The organism is Aminobacter sp. Y103A, assembly GCF_030294925.1.
GTDB classification, from domain to species: domain Bacteria; phylum Pseudomonadota; class Alphaproteobacteria; order Rhizobiales; family Rhizobiaceae; genus Aminobacter; species Aminobacter ciceronei.
In genome coordinates, this window is sequence record NZ_AP017986.1 from 3,337,224 (window position 1) to 3,353,767 (window position 16,544).

Sequence of the window (16,544 nt, forward strand, 5' to 3'; positions counted from 1 at the left end):
GCTGCAATGAAGGCAATGCTGCTGGAGCATGTGGGCCAACAGCTTCGGCTTGTTGAGAGGACGGATCCTTTCCCCGGGCCCAGGCAGATTCGACTGCGTGTCGAAGCCTGCGCCGTATGCCGAACCGATCTCCATGTTATCGACGGAGACCTGCCAAATCCGAAGCTGCCGTTGATCCCGGGGCACGAGATCGTGGGCATTGCTGACCTAGTCGGATCGGATGTCGACAGTTCTATGCTCGGCCGTCGATTCGGCGTGCCTTGGCTGGCTCGAACGTGCGGCACCTGTCTCTATTGCAGCACGGGTCGCGAGAACCTGTGCGATGCAGCTGAGTTCACAGGCTACACACTGGACGGTGGTTTCGCGACCCATGTCTTGGTTGGCATCGACTATGCCTTCGAGCTCGACCCCCTTGCCGATCCGGTGGCGCTGGCCCCTCTGTTATGTGCTGGGCTTATCGGGTGGCGATGCCTGAAAAAGGCGGGAGACGCTAAGCGTCTCGGGATCTTTGGTTTCGGCGCGGCCGCTCATATCATCGCCCAGGTTGCGGTCTGGCAAAAACGGGAAGTCTTTGCTTTCACCAAACCGGGAGACGTGACCGCCCAGGGCTTGGCCCGCCAGCTTGGCTGCGCGTGGGCAGGCAGTTCGGGAGATCAGCCTTCGGCAGAACTTGACGCGGCGATCATCTTTGCATCGGTTGGTACCCTTGTGCCGAGGGCGCTCGCTCTGGTTCGCAAAGGCGGGCGCGTTATCTGTGGCGGCATACACATGAGTGACATCCCCGCCATGGAGTACAAAGTCTTGTGGGGGGAGCGCGAACTCGTTTCGGTGGCGAACCTGACGCGTGGGGATGGCCAGGAGTTCTTTTCAATCGCTGAGCAGGCGAAAATTCATGCCCGCACCACCGCCTATCCGCTCCAAGAAGCCAACACCGCACTAGACGACCTTAGGTCGGGAAAGCTCAGTGGGGCTGCAGTCCTAACGCCTTGGCCAATTTCTGCCCGGCATTGGATACCTCGCCGACGGGCCAATCTGTGAGACAGCTATCGACGCTTGGGGAATGCGCTACCGTTACGATGGCCTCGCCCCGCGCGACGTCGGCGGATGCCTGGATGTCTTATGCCTGCATACGGGTGAATGGATCGATCCCGGCGGCCTCATCTACATCGCAGAGGTTCCGTGAACCAAAGTGCAGGACGTGCCGTGATCAGCCACCACCCGAGCATGCGCTAGATATTTTGCACCGCCTTAGCATTTGGGACCGCAACTTGATGCGCGACATGTCTTCCCGGATAGGAAACCCACTGATGAGCATCTTCGACAAGATCAACAAGAGGCTTTCGGACAATCTGTATCGGCATGGGCATTACTTGACGGACCCCCACGCAAAAGACCATGACAAGATCGTTGAAATGGTCGACGACCTCATGGAGTTTGTCAAAGAGGACGCGAAGAAGGACGTGAGGGGGAAGGTCATAAATCTAATACGTCGCCACAAACGTCACGACGTGGAAATATGAGGCACCCACGAGTGACGATCAGCTATTCCGAACTGGCACGACGTAGATTGGCCATCTCGACGGACTACTCACAGGCTAAGAAACATCCGAGGACTGGGCTGGCCCCCTAGCGGAGTTCATCGAGCGCCTATCCCAAGGCTTTCGATCTTCCGGATCCATTTCTTCCGCCGCTCCAGACTTCCCCCCACAGGCCCGAGCAAGGTTTCATATACGGGCTTGATCCCCACGAAATTCAGGATCCCTCGGCGCATGCCAGCGATCCCGTGGTTGAGGAACCATAGCCGATAGAAGATCGACGGCATTCCCATGGTCACCACGATCCGAGCGGATCGGCCTCGCAGGAGAGATTCTGTCAGCATTCCCTTGTTTTCCGGGTACTGGAAGGCCACTCCTGGCCGCATCGTCTGCTCGAGGAATCCTTTGAGCAGTGCAGGCATGGTGCCAAGCCACAAAGGGAATACGAACACTAAGTGTTCAGCCCAGACGATCGCGTCGGTAGCCGCTCGCAATGGTTCAGGGACAATACCGTGCTCGAACTCTTCGGCGGTCCTCAACAGCGGGAAGTCTGTGATCGCCAGATCGATCTCACGGATCTGATGGCCCGCGCTCTCCGCCGCGGCAGCATACGCTTTCGCAAGCACGCGACAAAACCGATCGGGGGAAGGATCCGGGTGACCAATTACAATGAGGATACGTCGAGCCATCGAGACAACTCCGTTCACTGCGACCTGCTCGCCAATCCGCCAACAAGGGCACGCTTCGTTGGACTGTGCAGGCCAGTGTTAGAAATGCCAGAAGTCGCGAAGAACCGGACCTTCAACCACTCCGTCGCCATCACATATGCAAGGGTGATGTAGAGCAGTCCGCCCATGGTTGTTAAAGGCAGAGGCACGAACCCAAACCAGGCGGCCACGGGCGAATAGGACAGACTAACCGCAACGGCACCGACGAGGATCGTAAGCGAGACAAGCATCCGACTGGGACGGCTTGCCCAAGCAGGCTTGTGGGTCCGAATGACCAGAACGATGGCAAGTTCGGTGAGTAACGATTCAGTGAACCAACCGGTCTGAAACACCGAAGCGTCGGCGTGAACCACAAACAATAGGAAGGCGAACGTTGCCGCGTCGAACAGGGAACTGACCAAACCGAAACGGATCATGAAGCGGCGAATGAAGGAGATGTCCCATCTCCTCGGCCGCCTGGTTTCATCTATGTCGACATTGTCGGTTGCGATCGCCAAAGACGGGAGATCGGAAAGAAAGTTGTTTAGCAGAATCTGCTTCGCCAAGAGGGGGAGAAAAGGCAGGAAAAGCGACGCGATGGCCATGCTGATCATGTTGCCGAAGTTCGCGCTTGTCGTGATGGCGATGTACTTCATTGTGTTGGCAAAGGTCTTTCGACCGTCGTCGATCCCCAACATGAGAACCCCAAGGTCCCGTTCGAGCAGAATGATATCGGCCGCCTCGCGCGCCACGTCGACGGCTTGATCCACCGAGATGCCGACATCGGCCTGGTGGAGTGCCGGCGCGTCGTTGATGCCATCCCCGAGGTAGCCGACAATCCGGCCTCGTCTCTTGAATGCTTCGACGATCCGTTCCTTCTGGTTGGGGTCGATCTCGGCAAAAATGTCGATGTCTTCGACACGCGCGAACAAGGCTTCCTTCGTCATGTGAACCAGTTCGCCGCCGGTCAATATCGCGTCGGGGGCTAGGCCTATTGCCTTGGCAAGATGCCTGGCAACGTGTCGGTCATCGCCACTGATCATTCGAACGGACACGCCGCGATTGGCGAGTTCCTTCAGTGCGTCAGCCGAGCTCTCCTTTGGAGGGTCGAAGAATAGTAGAAAGCCCGCGAGCGTGAGATCCATTTCATCACCGCGGGTGAAACCTTCAGTCTTCAGAAACTGACGGACAGCCAGGGCAATAACGCGAAAGCCCTGTTCGCTCCACGACCGAACCTGGTCATCGATATCGGCCCGACGCTGATCGGAGAGTTTTTCAGCCGTGTGTCCGTCTGTCTCAGTCCCGCACACATCCAGCATCGTCCGGACCGCACCCTTGCAGATCATCAGCGAGCCGCCTTCGGCTCTGCGGACGATTACGGACAGGCGCTTGCGGGCGAAGTCGTAGGGAATCTCGTCGAGCTTGAACTCTTGCCCGCCCAGGGGCTGCTGCTCCTGAGTGCCGGCATCGACGATCGCTTCGTCGAGTGGATTCTTGATCCCAGTCTGGAGCGACGCGTTCAGTTTCGCCCAAGCAAGCAGTTGATCGGATGGCCGCCCACGCGAATCTACCCATCGGTCAAGCCGAATGGCTCCTTCGGTTAATGTCCCCGTCTTGTCGGTACACAGGACATCCATGCTGCCCAGGTTCTCAATTGCCTCGAGCCGTCGGACGATCACGCCATTCTTGGCCATGACCGCGGCCCCACGAGCGAGCGTCACGCTGATGATCGCAGGCAACAGTTCCGGGGTAAGGCCGACCGCCAGTGCAAGAGAAAAGAGCAGCGATTCTGCCAACGGTCTGTGGAGCAACAGGTTGACCACAAATACGACGATCACAATCGCCAGCATCACCTCGGTCATGAGGTATCCGAATCGCCGGATCCCCTTGGCAAAGCCGCTTTCCTCCACCCGCCTCTCGACTGCATCGGCGATGGCTGCGAACTCTGTGGCGCTTCCTGTTGCGACGGCGAGTACGGTAGCCGTGCCACTGCGGACGGATGTCCCTGTGAAGACAGAATTCGTCCGTTGCCCCAGCGGCGTTTCTGCCCCGACTACTCCCATGGTTTTCAGGACGGGAAAGGATTCGCCAGTCAGGACCGCCTCACTGACGTTGAAGTCTCGGGCATCGACGATGAGGCCGTCGGCAGCAATCATGTCCCCAGCGGATAACTTGAGAAGATCACCGGGGACGACCTCATCTACGGCAACGTCGGTCTCGATACCATCGCGCAAAGTCCTGACTCTTCGAAGCAATTGACGCTTCAGGGCCAATGCGGCCTTGGACGCGCCGTATTCTTGCGTGAAGCCCAGGCCACAACTCGCCAACAGTATAAGGCAGATAATAATCGCTTCTTGCGCCTCTCTCATCAGAGACGACACTGCCGCGGCAAACATGAGTATGAGCACCAAAGGGCTGCGGACTTGCCGAAGCACCAGGCGGAGAGCCTCTCCCCCCGAGCGATCTTGAATGGCGTTGATTCCGTGAAGCGCACGACTTTGGTTCGCTTGCGCGGTGGTCAAACCGCTTGGGTTCGTGCCCAGCGCGGTCATGACCTCCACCAGCGGCATCGACCAATAGGGATCACGCTGCGGCTTCATCGGCTCGCCTCGCCCCTTCGAGGGTATTCCAGATGTCAGAGGGGACCACTAACAGAACAGCCGGACGGCCAACTGAGGTGTCACGGCCGCTCGACCCTGGCGACCTGGTAGGTATGCATGGCTTGTTTTCGTCCGATCGAGACGTATTCGCCGACAGTGAAACGTTCGTCGTTCAGGCGAAAGCCGATCTCATCGTCGCGGTCGCCTTCAGAATAGTCGAAATACCACTGCCCGCCCGGCTTGCGCCTCAGCAATCCTATGCGGTCTTCGCTCCCGTCGCCGAACTTTCGGACGCGGCAAAACGCCTGGTGCGTCTTCCAGTCGGCAGCATCAAGCCGACCTTCAGCATCGAGTGGGACAAGCAAATCGTATCCGACCTCTCGATCCCCGATGGGATGTCCCTTTTCGCGGGCCAGAAGCAGCCGCACGTTCCGAAAGCCAGGTGTCAAATCTGCCAACGAGGTCATAGCGCAATCCTCTATTTGCCCTGACATAGCGCTCGATCCCGCGGGACGGCATTGATCCGCGTCAAATTGACGACGACCAGGACATGGCACCCGTAAGGAAAAAGACAGCCGCGCCTAACGCCATGGCTATGAGCGTCGCCAGAAGCAGGCCTCCGGCAAAACGACCAGGTCCGGCAATCGCAGCCATTCCTATGCGCCCCAACGCATTCGCCGCAAGTGCCACCAGCACAGCCCAAGCAGCAGTCTGAGTGGAAGTCGGCCCCGCCACCAGGCGAAGAGCGCTCAGTACGGCAACGTCGACGTCGAAGAGGCCGGAAAGCGTCGAGACCGCAAGCACCCCTCTGCTTCCAATCAAGCCTGCCGTCCATGCACTTGCTACCGACGCAATTGAAAAGAGGACTGCAAACGCAAGCAATGGGTAGAGTTCGAACGGATTGCGCACCAAATTGCTATCTACCTTCTGATCACCGTAGGCTGACAAGAAGAAGCCACCCACGCAGCCGAACCCGACAGCGGCAGCGAGGGCTGATGTTGCAATGAGCCCGGCCACACTCGGCTCCAGGACAAGGACCACGACGACCACTCGAATGATGGAGACGGCTGCTGCAAGACACGCTGCTCCAACCAATGTTAGCACGCCTCCTGAAGTCCTGGCGGAGCGAGCCAAGGCTATGGTGACTGCTGTCGAAGAAACGACAGCGCCTGTCACGGAACTGACGACCAGACCACGCCTGGCTCCGAGAATGCGTACGGCGACATAGCCCGCGTACGAGATCCCGGCGATTAGAATGGTGAAGACCCAAACCTCGCGAGGATTGAAACCTCCCCATGGGTCAACCGCCTTGTCGGGCAACAGTGGCAGCACGACTGTCGTCATGACGGCTAGCACAAGTGCCGAGCGCAACTCGATCCAAGTCAGTCGCCGAAGCAGCCCGTGCAGAACCTCCCGGCTTGCTAGGGTCGCAGCCAAAACGCCGCCACCAGCTGCCGCGGCACGGTAGTCGCCCACAACAGCCAAGGCCCCCAGTGAGAAAACCCCCAGGCCCGCCACGACCCCGGTGACGCTGAAGTCCTCGTCATGTGCCGCCTCCCGCGCTTTGTACCAAGACAGAACGGCGGCAAATCCAAGGAAGCCCGCAACCAGCACTGCCGGCGCTTGTACGGCTTGGCTGAGGGCAGCGATAACACCACCAAGAAGCCCAGAAATCCCGAATGTCCGAATGCCTGCAGTGCGGCTTCGATCAGGCTCGTTCCGTTCTTGCCACCCACGCTCGAGGCCAACCAGGAGCCCGATCGCCAGCGCGAGTCCGAGACGTGCTATGGCACCATCCATTGGTCACCTGCTGTCGAAGCGGCTTGTCATTGGTATCCCATTTTGCGTTTCCCATGGTCGCCGAGTGCCCGCAAAGCATTGAGGATGACCGCAACGTCTATCGCCTCCTGAAGAAGCGCCCCAGAGACAGGCGAAAGAAAGCCAAAGGCCGCGGCGATCATCGCCAATGCAGATAGCCCGATGCCAGCCACGATGCTTTGTCTTGCGATCATGGTAGTCCGGCTCGCGATTTCAACCGCCGTCGCCACAGCCCCTAAGCTGTCTGTCAGGACGACCACATCTGCAGCCTCGGATGAGGCTGTTGCTCCGCGAGCACCCATCGCAACACCCACTGTGGCCATCGCTAGTGCTGGAGCATCGTTGATGCCGTCGCCGACCATCATGGTAGCTGCCTTGCTGCTCTCGGCATTTACAACAGCCACCTTGTCAGCGGGTGACGCGTCCGCAACGACGAGGTCCAGCGGGAGAGTGGCCGCTATCCGATTGGCGGCATCTGCATCATCGCCTGTCAGCATTATGCTGCGCCTCACGCCGGCATTCCGAAGCCGGGTCACGGCCGAAACAGCATCCGCCCGAAGGCCGTCGCCAAGAACCAAGACCGCCGCGAGGCGGCCCTCGACAGCCATGTACACAACAAGAACCGGATGCCCCTGATATCGGGACACCACCCGTTCCGCCCAAGCCGGGGGCGCTGAAGCCGCCAAGATTAGGGACCGGGAACCAGCGGAGACCCTGGTTCCTGAAATGGTTCCGATCAACCCCGATCCTCTATGCTCACAAACGCTATCAGGGCGCGTCAAGGTGAGCCCCCTGTTTCTAGCGAGGGCAACGATCGCTGAGGCGAGAACGTGGTGAGATGCCTGTTCCAGGGAACCCAACAAACTTAGAAGTTCATCTTCGTCTCTTCCCGGGGCAATTTGCATCTCGATCAGTTGAGCGCCGCCATGGGTGAGTGTGCCTGTCTTGTCGAAGATGGCAGTCCTCACTTTTGCGAGGGCTTCCAGCGCCGTGCTGCCCTTCATCAGAACACCCTGACGTGCCGCGCGGGAGACTCCGGCTATGAAAGCGATCGGCGCCGCGAGAATGAGCGGACACGGTGTTGCCACGACCAGGACGGCGAGTGCTCGCACTGGGTCACCTGAAACATGCCACGCGGCAGCTGCCACGATCAGCGTGAGGGGCAACAACACCAACGCAAATCGGTCGGCCATGCGGATGAATGGTGCTTTGGCAGTCTGAGCCGCCTCGACCATTCTGACGATGCCGGCATAGGTGCTTTCCGCTGCGACGGCAGTGGCGCGCATGTGAAACATTTCTCCTGCGTTCCCTGTGCCGCTGCGGACTGCATCTCCTTGCTTGCATGCCTTTAAGAACGGCTCCCCGGTGATGGCGGACTCATCGATCCTTGTGTCATCATCGAGCAGCACGCCATCGACGGGCAGCACCTCGCCGGCCCGAACCATCAAATCGTCTCCAACCGAGACGCTCTCGATTGAAATGCTCTCGAGGACCTCGCCGCGGCGGCGGTGCGCAATCCTCGGTGACCGGTCAGTCAAGGCCTTCAGGTCACTTTGGGCACGACCACGAGCATAGTCCTCAAGGACATTGCCCCCCATGTACATGATCGCGACAACTATTGCGGCCAAATCCTCACCGAGCCAAAGCGCCGCACTCATTGACACAAGAGCAATGGCATCGACACCAAAACGACCAGCCCACAGATCTCGGCCAATGGAGAGTGCGAGGGCGGCGATCACCGGGGCGCTTGCGAAGGCCCAAATGCTGTCAGCCAGATTTTCCATGCCGAGCTGAAAATGTGTCGCAAACCCAGCGGCGAGCCCTAAAACGGCGATCGCCAGTAAGATCTTTCTGAGCAAGGGTTCGTTGACGGGCATGTTCCCTCGATCGCTTTGCACGACAACAGGTACGAGTCTGCCGTCGCCATTCCGACTTCAGACGGCAGCCGCGTCCCGCATACGTTCGAGTCACATTGCGACAAGATCGTCCGAGAGGACGCTACCTTCGGTTTGACTATCGGAGCGCTGCGCAAGCGCCTTGATCCACGTCAATTTGGATCCGCGCTCGCTCCGACCTCAAACCAAAACACTGCTCTCCAGCGATTGACGCGCGTCAAAGCCGAACGGCCAATTGCAGCGCACTCTGCCAGCAATTGGTCTGCACTTTGGGAGACGCACCATGGCTGCCACAGACATCTCTTCCGCACCTAACTCCGCCGCCGCGACAGCAAACGGGACCAAGCTGCGCCTGGGCCCATTGACGGCCCTTGTCATCGGTTCGATGGTCGGATCCGGGGTGTTCAGCCTGCCGCAAAACATGGCCGCTGGCGCAGGTCCTCTTGCCATTGTGATTGGCTGGGCCATTACCGCCATCGGCATGCTGGCATTGGTGTTCGTCTATCAGTCTCTTGCGACCCGCAAGCCAGAACTTGATGCCGGGCCATATGCCTATGCAAAAGCTGGGTTCGGACCGTTCGTCGGCTTTAACAGCGCCTGGGGTTATTGGATCAGCGCCTGGGTCGGCAATGTTTCATACGCTGTGATCGTATTCAGCGCACTTTCCTACTTCTTTCCTGCCTTCGGCGATGGAAACACATGGCAGGCCGTAGTAGGCGCATCAGCCCTGCTGTGGGCAATCCATTTCCTCATCATGGCTGGCGTTCGGCAAGCTGCACTCGTCAACCTGATCGTGACGGCAGCCAAGATCGCTCCCATCGTCCTGTTCATCGGCATCGTCGTCGTGGCATTCAAGGTGGACGTATTCAATGCCGACTTCACTGGGCTTGGGAATACCAGCCTCGGTTCAATCATGAACCAGGTGAAGAGCACGATGCTGGTGACGTTGTGGGTATTCATCGGCATCGAAGGCGCCAGTGTATTTTCGGCTCGCGCCGAGAAGCGCAGGGACATTGCCAAGGCCACCGTCTTTGGCTTCCTAGCCTGCCTTGCCCTCTACGCACTGGTCTCCCTGTTGTCGCTCGGCATCATCAGTCAGCCGCAACTGGCTGCACTGAAGAACCCCTCGATGGCAGGCGTTCTAGAGGCCGTGGTCGGTCCGTGGGGTGCCATACTTATCAATCTGGCATTGGTTATTTCAGTGGTCGGCGCATTCCTGAGCTGGACGTTGCTCGCAGCTGAGGTGCCGCATATCGCAGGTAAAGACGGCACCATGCCGGCCTTCTTCGGTCATGAAAACGACCGTGGCGTTCCGTCCGTATCGCTCTTCGTGACCAACATTCTGGTGCAAGCGTTCCTCATCATTACGCTGTTTGCGCAGAGCACCTACCAAGCTCTGTTCTTCATCGCTTCGACGGCCATCCTTGTCCCCTATATCTTCTCTGGTGCTTACGCCGCAAAGCTGGCGATACAAGGCGACAGCTATGGTGCCAGCGAAAACCGTAATGCGCCTTTGCTTATGGGGCTGTTGGCCACGGCATACGGGCTGTGGCTCGTCTATGCCGCCGGGCTTTCGTACCTGTTCATGTGCGCCGTGCTCTACGCCCCAGGGATCGTCTTCTACATCTGGGCACGTCGGGAAAACAGCCAGCGGATCTTTCGACCTGCGGAAGCTGCGATCGGTCGGGGTCGCCATCTATGCGGCGTACCAGATGTGGACGGGTGCGGTGAGCGCGCTCTGACCCATTCCGAAAGGTTTAGCCATGGCCGAACTCGGCGTTCATTCCGAAACCGGTCGGTTGCGCGAAGTCATCGTGCATCGGCCTGACCTCAGCCTCCGCCGCCTCACACCAGGGAACTGCAAGGCGCTTTTGTTCGATGACGTGCTTTGGGTCAGGCGCGCACGTCAGGAGCACGACATTTTCGTGGATTCGCTCCGCGAGCGCGGCGTGACCGTGCACCTCTTCGGTGAGCTGTTGGCCGAGACCATGGCAATCCATGAAGCCCGCGACTGGCTGCTCGACCGCAGGGTAGACGCGTCGGTGGTTGGCCATGACATGGTCAGCGAGCTTCGTGGCTGGCTCGACCCCATGCCCGCAGAGCAGCTTTCATCGCTTCTTGTGGGCGGAATAACTCGCGCCGAACTGCCGTTCGACCCCGCTGGCCTGACGGGCAAGACACTGCTTGCAGAAGACTTTGTACTGCCTCCGCTGCCCAACCAACTTTTCACTCGCGACAGCTCCTGCTGGATCTATCGGTCCGTGTCGGTGAATCCGATGTATTGGCCAGCGCGCAAGCCGGAGGCAGTCAATGTCGAAGCGGTCTATCGTTTCCATCAGCGTTTTCGAGCCGCCGACGTGCCCTTTGTTGCGCCTGACAAGCCCGGTCCAAATGTGAGTCTGGAGGGCGGCGATGTCATGCCTATCGGCAATGGCGTGGTCCTTGTCGGAATGGGCGAACGAACCACTCCACAAGCCGTGGGCGGCCTCGCGCGAAACCTCTTTTCGGCCGGAGAAGCTACCCAGGTGATCGCGGCGCTTATGCCCCGCGATCGGTCCTTCATGCATCTCGATACTGTCTTTACCTTGTGCGACCGCGACCTCGCGACAATGTTCCCGGCGGTGGTCGGGCGGCTTCAGACTTTTTCGCTGCGCCCAGGTGAAGGCATCAATTCCGTCGATGTTGTCGAGGAGCGCAGGAACTTCACGGAAGTGGTCACAGAGGCGCTCAATCTGAAAACCCTGCGCATCGTCGAAACTGGCGGTGACGCACCCGAAGCCGAGCGAGAGCAATGGGATGACGGCAACAACGTCGTTGCGATCGAGCCGGGTGTCGTCATCGGTTACGACCGCAACGTCTACACCAACACGCAGCTACGGCGCGCAGGCATCGAGGTCATAACGATCGAAGGCAGCGAGCTGAGCCGCGGCCGCGGTGGAGGCCATTGCATGACGTGCCCGATATCTCGAGATCCGAATTAAGAGGAGATCACCATGCCCGTAAACTTGCATGGGCGTAACGTCCTGACGCTTGATGATTTCTCCGGCCAGGAGATCCGATATCTGCTTCGGCTTGCCGCAGATCTGAAGGCCGCCAAGCAAGCGGGAACCGAAAAGCCGCGGCTGACCCGCAAGAACATCGCCCTGATTTTTGAGAAAGATTCGACCCGCACCCGATCGGGCTTCGAGGTCGCGGCCTATGACCAGGGCGCGCACGTTACCTACATCGGGCCGTCAGGAAGCCATATCGGTCACAAGGAATCGATGAAGGACACCGCACGGGTGCTGGGCCGCATGTACGATGCCATCGAGTATAGGGGCTACAGTCAGCACCAGGTCGAGTTATTGGCGGCCTATGCGGGGGTCCCAGTCTACAACGGACTCACTGACGAAGCGCATCCAACCCAAATCCTCGCCGATTTCATGACGATGCGGGAATTCACCCACAAACATCTCTCGGACATGACGATCGCATTCGTCGGAGAAGGCAGAGACAATGTTGCCCAGTCGCTGGCGATAGGTGCAAGCAAGCTTGGTATGGATATCCGGATCGCGTCTCCCCGAGAGCTGTGGCCCGACAATAATTTCTGCGCCCACGTGAAAGAGCTGGCCGAACGAAGAGGCGGACAGTTCAGGATCGACGACGACGTGCAGGCCTGCGTCAAGGGAGCTGACTTCATCTACACCGACGTTTGGCTTTCTTTGGGTGAGGACGAAGGCGGCTGGGGCGAGCGGATCAAGTTGCTGACACCTTTTCGGGTCACCCGCGATCTGATGGCCGCGACAGGAAACCCTCACACCAAGTTCATGCATTGTCTGCCAGCGTTCCACGATACCGAGACGGCGGTCGGGGCGCATATCGAACGCGAATACGGCATTGACTGCATGGAGGTCGAGAATGCCGTTTTCGAGTCCGAGGCTTCGATCGTGTTCGATCAGGCGGAGAACCGCATGCATTCGATCAAAGCCATCCTCTTGGCAACGATCGGCAGCTGAAATGCGTATCGTTGTGGCGCTTGGAGGCAACGCCCTATTGAAGCGAGGCGAACCGATGACGGCAGAAAACCAGCGCGCCAACATCAGAAGAGCGGCCCGGTCACTCGCCGACCTCGTGAGCCAGGGCCATGCCCTGGTGATCACTCATGGAAACGGTCCGCAGGTCGGGCTGCTTGCCCTGCAGGCGGCCGCGTCTTCGGGCGAGCCATTTCCACTGGACGTGCTCGACGCAGAAAGTGCAGGAATGATCGGCTATGTTCTTCAACAGGAACTTGGCAACGTCATGAGAGATCGGCATTTCGCCACCCTTCTCACCCAGGTCAAAGTCAATCCGCACGACCCTGCCTTCAGCAAGCCGACGAAACCGATCGGACCAATGTATGATAAGGCGATAGCGACAAAGCTGGCTGCCGAACGGGGCTGGCACATCGCGCCTGACGGCGAGAAGTGGCGGCGTGTCGTTGCCTCGCCGAAACCGCTTGAAATCCTGGAAGTCCAGGTGATCAGCTTCCTGACCGAGGGCGGCGTGACCGTTATCTGCGCCGGCGGGGGAGGCATTCCGGTAGTCGAGCTGAGCGACGGAAGCCTAGCCGGGATCGAAGCAGTCATCGACAAGGATTTGGCATCTTCCCTGCTGGCGCGACAGCTTGATGCGGACTTCTTGCTCATGCTGACGGACGTAGATGCTGCCTACGAAAATTGGGGTACGCCACGCGCTCGCCCCCTCGATCAGGTCAGTGTTTCCGAGCTCTCGCTGGATGACTTCGCTCCTGGCTCGATGCGTCCGAAAATGGCCGCGGCCATCGAGTTCGCGCATGCAACAGGTCGGCCTGGCGCAATCGGACGTCTCGAAGACGCTTCGGCCATCGTGGCCGGAACTAGGGGCACCCTGGTTCACGCGCATGACGTGGCGCACAATCCATCTTCGACAGGGATTGTCAATTGATCCGCGTCAAGGCGTTCACCCCTGCTTGCGCCATTGTAGATCGAGTTGGATCCTGATTTCGAGGCGCAGAAATGAGCTACAAATCCGTCCTTGTGAACATCGATATCGACGGACCGGTCATTCCGATTGTGACGGTGGCAATCGAGATCGCGAGATCCCACGACGCAAGATTGATCGGTCTCTGTGGGGCCGACGCACCGCTGCCTATTGCTGGGGTCATGACGGCGGAAGCATGGCAACAGATGCGGGACAACATCGAGAAGCGCTTCACGAAAGTGCGGGCAGAGTTTGAGCGGTTGACCACGGGATCGGTGCGGACCGAATGGCGGCAGAGCCTGACCAACCCCACCCATGCAGTGGTCCAGGCAGCCCAGTCAGCGGACCTCATCGTCATGGCGGCTTCAGAGGGCGCGGCTACCGGAGATTCCTATAAGCACGCCAGTCCCGCGAGTGTCGTTCTTCGTGCGGGCCGTCCGGTTTTGGTCGTGCGCGACAAGGTGGAGCAGTTTGGTGCCGAGCGCATCGTTGTGGCATGGAAGGACACACGCGAAGCCCGACGCGCCGTAGCCGACGCACTGCCTCTGCTTGTCGCGGCCAAAGAAGTGACGGTGGTGACCGTGACGGCTGAGGCAGATCAAGTCATTCGAGATGGCCTAAACAATGTAGTCGCTTTCCTGGCGGAACATGGCATCAAAGCCACGCCAAGATTGATCGAAAGCCCCGATGAATATCTCATGTTGTTCAATTTCATCGACCGTAGCGGTGCTGACCTCGTGGTGTCGGGCGCGTACGGGCACAGCCGATTGAGAGAGTGGGCGTTTGGTGGGGTCACGCGCGCATTGCTCGATGAAGCCCGGCTCAATCGGTTCTTGTCAAGTTGAGAGCATTTCGCCCAACCGCGCGGATCGAAAGCCCAAGAAGAGCGGCTTTCGGTCCTTCTTCGTTGAAGAGTTTCGTCGGCAGTTATTGAGCGTCCGCTGACAGCTGAACATTAGTCAGCGCATCCGACTACATCGACATGTTCGTGTCGGTCGGTCGAACTCCCTTTTCTTCGGGAATCTCCGTCGTCGTGGCTTCGGTCAGCAGCAACGTGCTAGCTACCGAAACTGCATTTTCCAACGCAATGCGCACGACCTTGGTCGGATCGATGATACCCGCCTCGACGAGATCGACATACTGCTTGCGACCAGCGTCAAAGCCGAAATTGTCTTTCCCTTCCAGCATTCTCGCAACGACGACACCTCCATCGACTGCGGAATTCTCCGCTATCTGGCGCACCGGAGTTTCGAGCGCCCGTTTCAAGATCTGCACTCCCGTACGCTCGTCCCCGTCAACGAGCTTCTCTTCCTCCTCGACAGCCGTCGTACAGCGCAGGAGTGCAAGCCCGCCACCGGGAACGATGCCCTCTGCGATAGCTGCCTTGGTGGCGCTGATTGCGTCGTCCAAGGCCTCTTTTCGTGATTTCATCTCGGATTCGGTGGGAGCCCCCACCTTGATTACCGCAACGCCCCCAGTGAGCTTTGCGAGCCGCTCCTGCAGCTTTTCGCGATCATAATCGCTGGTGGTATTCTCTATCTCCCGGCGAATCTGCTCGATCCTGGCATCAATTGCCTTGCGCTTTCCGCCGCCGCCTACGATTGTCGTGTTTTCCTTGTCGCACACGACGCGGCGGGCACGGCCGAGTTGCTCGACCGAGACATTTTCAAGCTTGATACCCAACTGCTCCGAGATGAGCTGTCCTCCCGTCAGAACTGCGATGTCCTCAAGCATTGCCTTACGCCTGTCGCCGAAACCTGGCGCCTTGACGGCACAGCTCTTCAGTGTCCCGCGGATGTGGTTGACGATGAGCGTCGCAAGAGCATCTCCCTCAACCTCCTCGGCCACGATCAGAAGGGGCGCGCCGGACTTGGCCACGGCCTCGAGAAGCTTAACCAGATCGTTCAGCGTACCAATCTTGCGGTCCACGACCATTACAAGCGCGTCCTCAAGGACCGCCTCCATCTTCTCCGTATCAGTCGCGAAATATGGTGAAAGGTAACCACGGTCGAACTGCATGCCCTCGACCACGTCGAGGACTGTCTCCGTCGTCTTTGCCTCTTCAACGGTGATGACACCGTCATCGCCGACCTTCTCCATGGCCGCTCCAATCAGTTCGCCAATCCCGGCATCATTGTGCGCCGAGATCGCAGCGACCTGTTCCCTTTCCCATCGGGTCTGAACCGGTTTGGAAGCTGCCTTCAATGCTTCGATCGCTCTTTTCGCAGCGCGATCGAGACCTCGCTTGATATCGATGGCGCTGGCACCTGCCACGACGTTTCGAACGCCATCAGCGAGCATCGCTTGAGCAAGAATGGTCGAAGTGCTGGTTCCGTCACCCACCATCTCGCCCGTTTTTTCGGCTGCCTGCCTGAGCATCCGGGCTCCGAGATTTTCCTCCGGATCCCTGAGGTCGAACTCTTTGGCGATCGTAACGCCATCATTGCAGACTATTGGCGGACCCCATCTTGCCTCGATCAGAACCGACTTCGAACGCGGTCCGAGTGTAACTCGAACCGCGTCGGCGAGCTGGGCAGCGCCTCGCAATATCTTCTCGCGAGCCTCCGAACGGAACAACACTTGTTTGTGAGCCATTGCGTGATCCTTTTGAAGGTCTGGAGATTGCCGGATCCGTCAGGATGCTTCACTTGGTCGTCGGCGATTTCTGAGCATTGCCACCCATCATCCCAGTGCCGCATCCGGATGGCATGTGTTCCCATTCGGTGTCTTGTGGCAGGGTGATCCCCAGTTCCGCTGCGCGTTTCTGCATGGCCTCGTGGTGCTCGGCCCGGATAGCGTCGCATTCCTCGTCGGACTTTGCGCTACGCATCCGGTCCATCATCGTGGCCATCTCATCCGCGGACATCATTTGATGACCTTGGAACATCAACGGGCCACGCATCTGGGCCAGAGTCCCTGGGACTTCGCTGGCCAGGGCAACAATCGCGACTGCCGCCCCCAGCATGCGCTTGGTGAACTGCATGTTCATTTGGTTCCTCCTTTTTCACAAAT

Annotated in this window: 14 protein-coding genes; 7 read left to right on the top strand and 7 right to left on the bottom strand. The window is 58.9% G+C overall.

The window, feature by feature from the left end; all coding sequences use genetic code 11:
* Positions 1–6: 6 nt before the first annotated feature.
* Positions 7–1,038, top strand: coding sequence for a zinc-dependent alcohol dehydrogenase family protein (locus tag Amn_RS16350; protein ID WP_286290484.1), 1,032 nt, complete (start codon positions 7–9; stop codon positions 1,036–1,038).
* A gap of 269 nt (positions 1,039–1,307) precedes the next feature.
* Positions 1,308–1,520, top strand: a complete 213-nt coding sequence (locus Amn_RS16355; RefSeq protein WP_286290485.1) for a hypothetical protein — start codon at positions 1,308–1,310, stop codon at positions 1,518–1,520.
* 116 nt (positions 1,521–1,636) lie between these two features.
* Here the strand turns inward: Amn_RS16355 and Amn_RS16360 are convergent, their stop codons facing one another.
* From Amn_RS16360 to Amn_RS16380, 5 genes are all read right to left on the bottom strand, one after another.
* On the bottom strand, positions 1,637–2,224 hold the full coding sequence (locus Amn_RS16360) for an NAD(P)H-dependent oxidoreductase (RefSeq protein ID WP_286290486.1): 588 nt from the start codon (positions 2,222–2,224) through the stop codon (positions 1,637–1,639).
* Positions 2,225–2,238: 14 nt separating this feature from the next.
* The gene (gene mgtA / locus Amn_RS16365; RefSeq protein ID WP_286290487.1) at positions 2,239–4,842 is read right to left on the bottom strand and encodes a magnesium-translocating P-type ATPase; all 2,604 of its coding nucleotides are present in this window, start codon (positions 4,840–4,842) and stop codon (positions 2,239–2,241) included.
* A gap of 80 nt (positions 4,843–4,922) precedes the next feature.
* Entirely contained in the window at positions 4,923–5,207 is a 285-nt protein-coding gene (locus Amn_RS16370; protein ID WP_246670678.1) for a hypothetical protein, read from the bottom strand.
* 163 nt (positions 5,208–5,370) lie between these two features.
* On the bottom strand, positions 5,371–6,642 hold the full coding sequence (locus tag Amn_RS16375; RefSeq protein ID WP_067961415.1) for an MgtC/SapB family protein: 1,272 nt from the start codon (positions 6,640–6,642) through the stop codon (positions 5,371–5,373).
* 26 nt (positions 6,643–6,668) lie between these two features.
* On the bottom strand, positions 6,669–8,537 hold the full coding sequence (locus tag Amn_RS16380) for a heavy metal translocating P-type ATPase (RefSeq protein WP_286290488.1): 1,869 nt from the start codon (positions 8,535–8,537) through the stop codon (positions 6,669–6,671).
* Positions 8,538–8,838: 301 nt separating this feature from the next.
* Between Amn_RS16380 and arcD the strand changes: the two genes are divergently transcribed.
* The 5 genes from arcD (at position 8,839) to Amn_RS16405 (ending at position 14,377) form a co-directional block, all read left to right on the top strand.
* The gene (gene arcD / locus Amn_RS16385; RefSeq protein ID WP_286290489.1) at positions 8,839–10,383 is read left to right on the top strand and encodes an arginine-ornithine antiporter; all 1,545 of its coding nucleotides are present in this window, start codon (positions 8,839–8,841) and stop codon (positions 10,381–10,383) included.
* Positions 10,319–11,536, top strand: coding sequence for an arginine deiminase (locus tag Amn_RS16390; RefSeq protein ID WP_286290491.1), 1,218 nt, complete (start codon positions 10,319–10,321; stop codon positions 11,534–11,536). Before arcD ends, Amn_RS16390 begins: the two co-directional genes overlap by 65 nt.
* A 12-nt stretch (positions 11,537–11,548) precedes the next feature.
* A complete protein-coding gene (gene argF, locus Amn_RS16395; protein ID WP_263006831.1) occupies positions 11,549–12,550 on the top strand; it encodes an ornithine carbamoyltransferase in 1,002 nt (333 codons plus the stop codon).
* 1 nt (position 12,551) lies between these two features.
* On the top strand, positions 12,552–13,496 hold the full coding sequence (gene arcC, locus Amn_RS16400; protein WP_154384005.1) for a carbamate kinase: 945 nt from the start codon (positions 12,552–12,554) through the stop codon (positions 13,494–13,496).
* Between the two features lie 71 nt (positions 13,497–13,567).
* The gene (locus Amn_RS16405) at positions 13,568–14,377 is read left to right on the top strand and encodes a universal stress protein (protein ID WP_286290495.1); all 810 of its coding nucleotides are present in this window, start codon (positions 13,568–13,570) and stop codon (positions 14,375–14,377) included.
* Between the two features lie 127 nt (positions 14,378–14,504).
* Here the strand turns inward: Amn_RS16405 and groL are convergent, their stop codons facing one another.
* Together groL and Amn_RS16415 are read right to left on the bottom strand one after the other, a co-directional pair.
* A complete protein-coding gene (groL, locus tag Amn_RS16410) occupies positions 14,505–16,127 on the bottom strand; it encodes a chaperonin GroEL (RefSeq protein ID WP_286290496.1) in 1,623 nt (540 codons plus the stop codon).
* A gap of 49 nt (positions 16,128–16,176) precedes the next feature.
* Complete coding sequence (locus tag Amn_RS16415) at positions 16,177–16,521, bottom strand: hypothetical protein (RefSeq protein WP_154384002.1); 345 nt, start codon at positions 16,519–16,521, stop codon at positions 16,177–16,179.
* Between the last annotated feature and the right edge of the window lie 23 nt (positions 16,522–16,544).

Excerpts from the sequence above, each read along its gene's own strand:
- argF (WP_263006831.1), top strand. The coding sequence starts at position 11,549 with ATGCCCGTAAACTTGCATGGGCGTAACGTCCTGACGCTTGATGATTTC.
- Amn_RS16350 (WP_286290484.1), top strand. The coding sequence starts at position 7 with ATGAAGGCAATGCTGCTGGAGCATGTGGGCCAACAGCTTCGGCTTGTT.
- Amn_RS16405 (WP_286290495.1), top strand. The coding sequence starts at position 13,568 with ATGAGCTACAAATCCGTCCTTGTGAACATCGATATCGACGGACCGGTC.
- Amn_RS16415 (WP_154384002.1), bottom strand. The coding sequence starts at position 16,521 with ATGAACATGCAGTTCACCAAGCGCATGCTGGGGGCGGCAGTCGCGATT.
- Amn_RS16355 (WP_286290485.1), top strand. The coding sequence starts at position 1,308 with ATGAGCATCTTCGACAAGATCAACAAGAGGCTTTCGGACAATCTGTAT.
- arcC (WP_154384005.1), top strand. The coding sequence starts at position 12,552 with ATGCGTATCGTTGTGGCGCTTGGAGGCAACGCCCTATTGAAGCGAGGC.
- Amn_RS16375 (WP_067961415.1), bottom strand. The coding sequence starts at position 6,642 with ATGGATGGTGCCATAGCACGTCTCGGACTCGCGCTGGCGATCGGGCTC.
- groL (WP_286290496.1), bottom strand. The coding sequence starts at position 16,127 with ATGGCTCACAAACAAGTGTTGTTCCGTTCGGAGGCTCGCGAGAAGATA.
- mgtA (WP_286290487.1), bottom strand. The coding sequence starts at position 4,842 with ATGAAGCCGCAGCGTGATCCCTATTGGTCGATGCCGCTGGTGGAGGTC.
- arcD (WP_286290489.1), top strand. The coding sequence starts at position 8,839 with ATGGCTGCCACAGACATCTCTTCCGCACCTAACTCCGCCGCCGCGACA.
- Amn_RS16390 (WP_286290491.1), top strand. The coding sequence starts at position 10,319 with ATGGCCGAACTCGGCGTTCATTCCGAAACCGGTCGGTTGCGCGAAGTC.
- Amn_RS16380 (WP_286290488.1), bottom strand. The coding sequence starts at position 8,537 with ATGCCCGTCAACGAACCCTTGCTCAGAAAGATCTTACTGGCGATCGCC.
- Amn_RS16360 (WP_286290486.1), bottom strand. The coding sequence starts at position 2,224 with ATGGCTCGACGTATCCTCATTGTAATTGGTCACCCGGATCCTTCCCCC.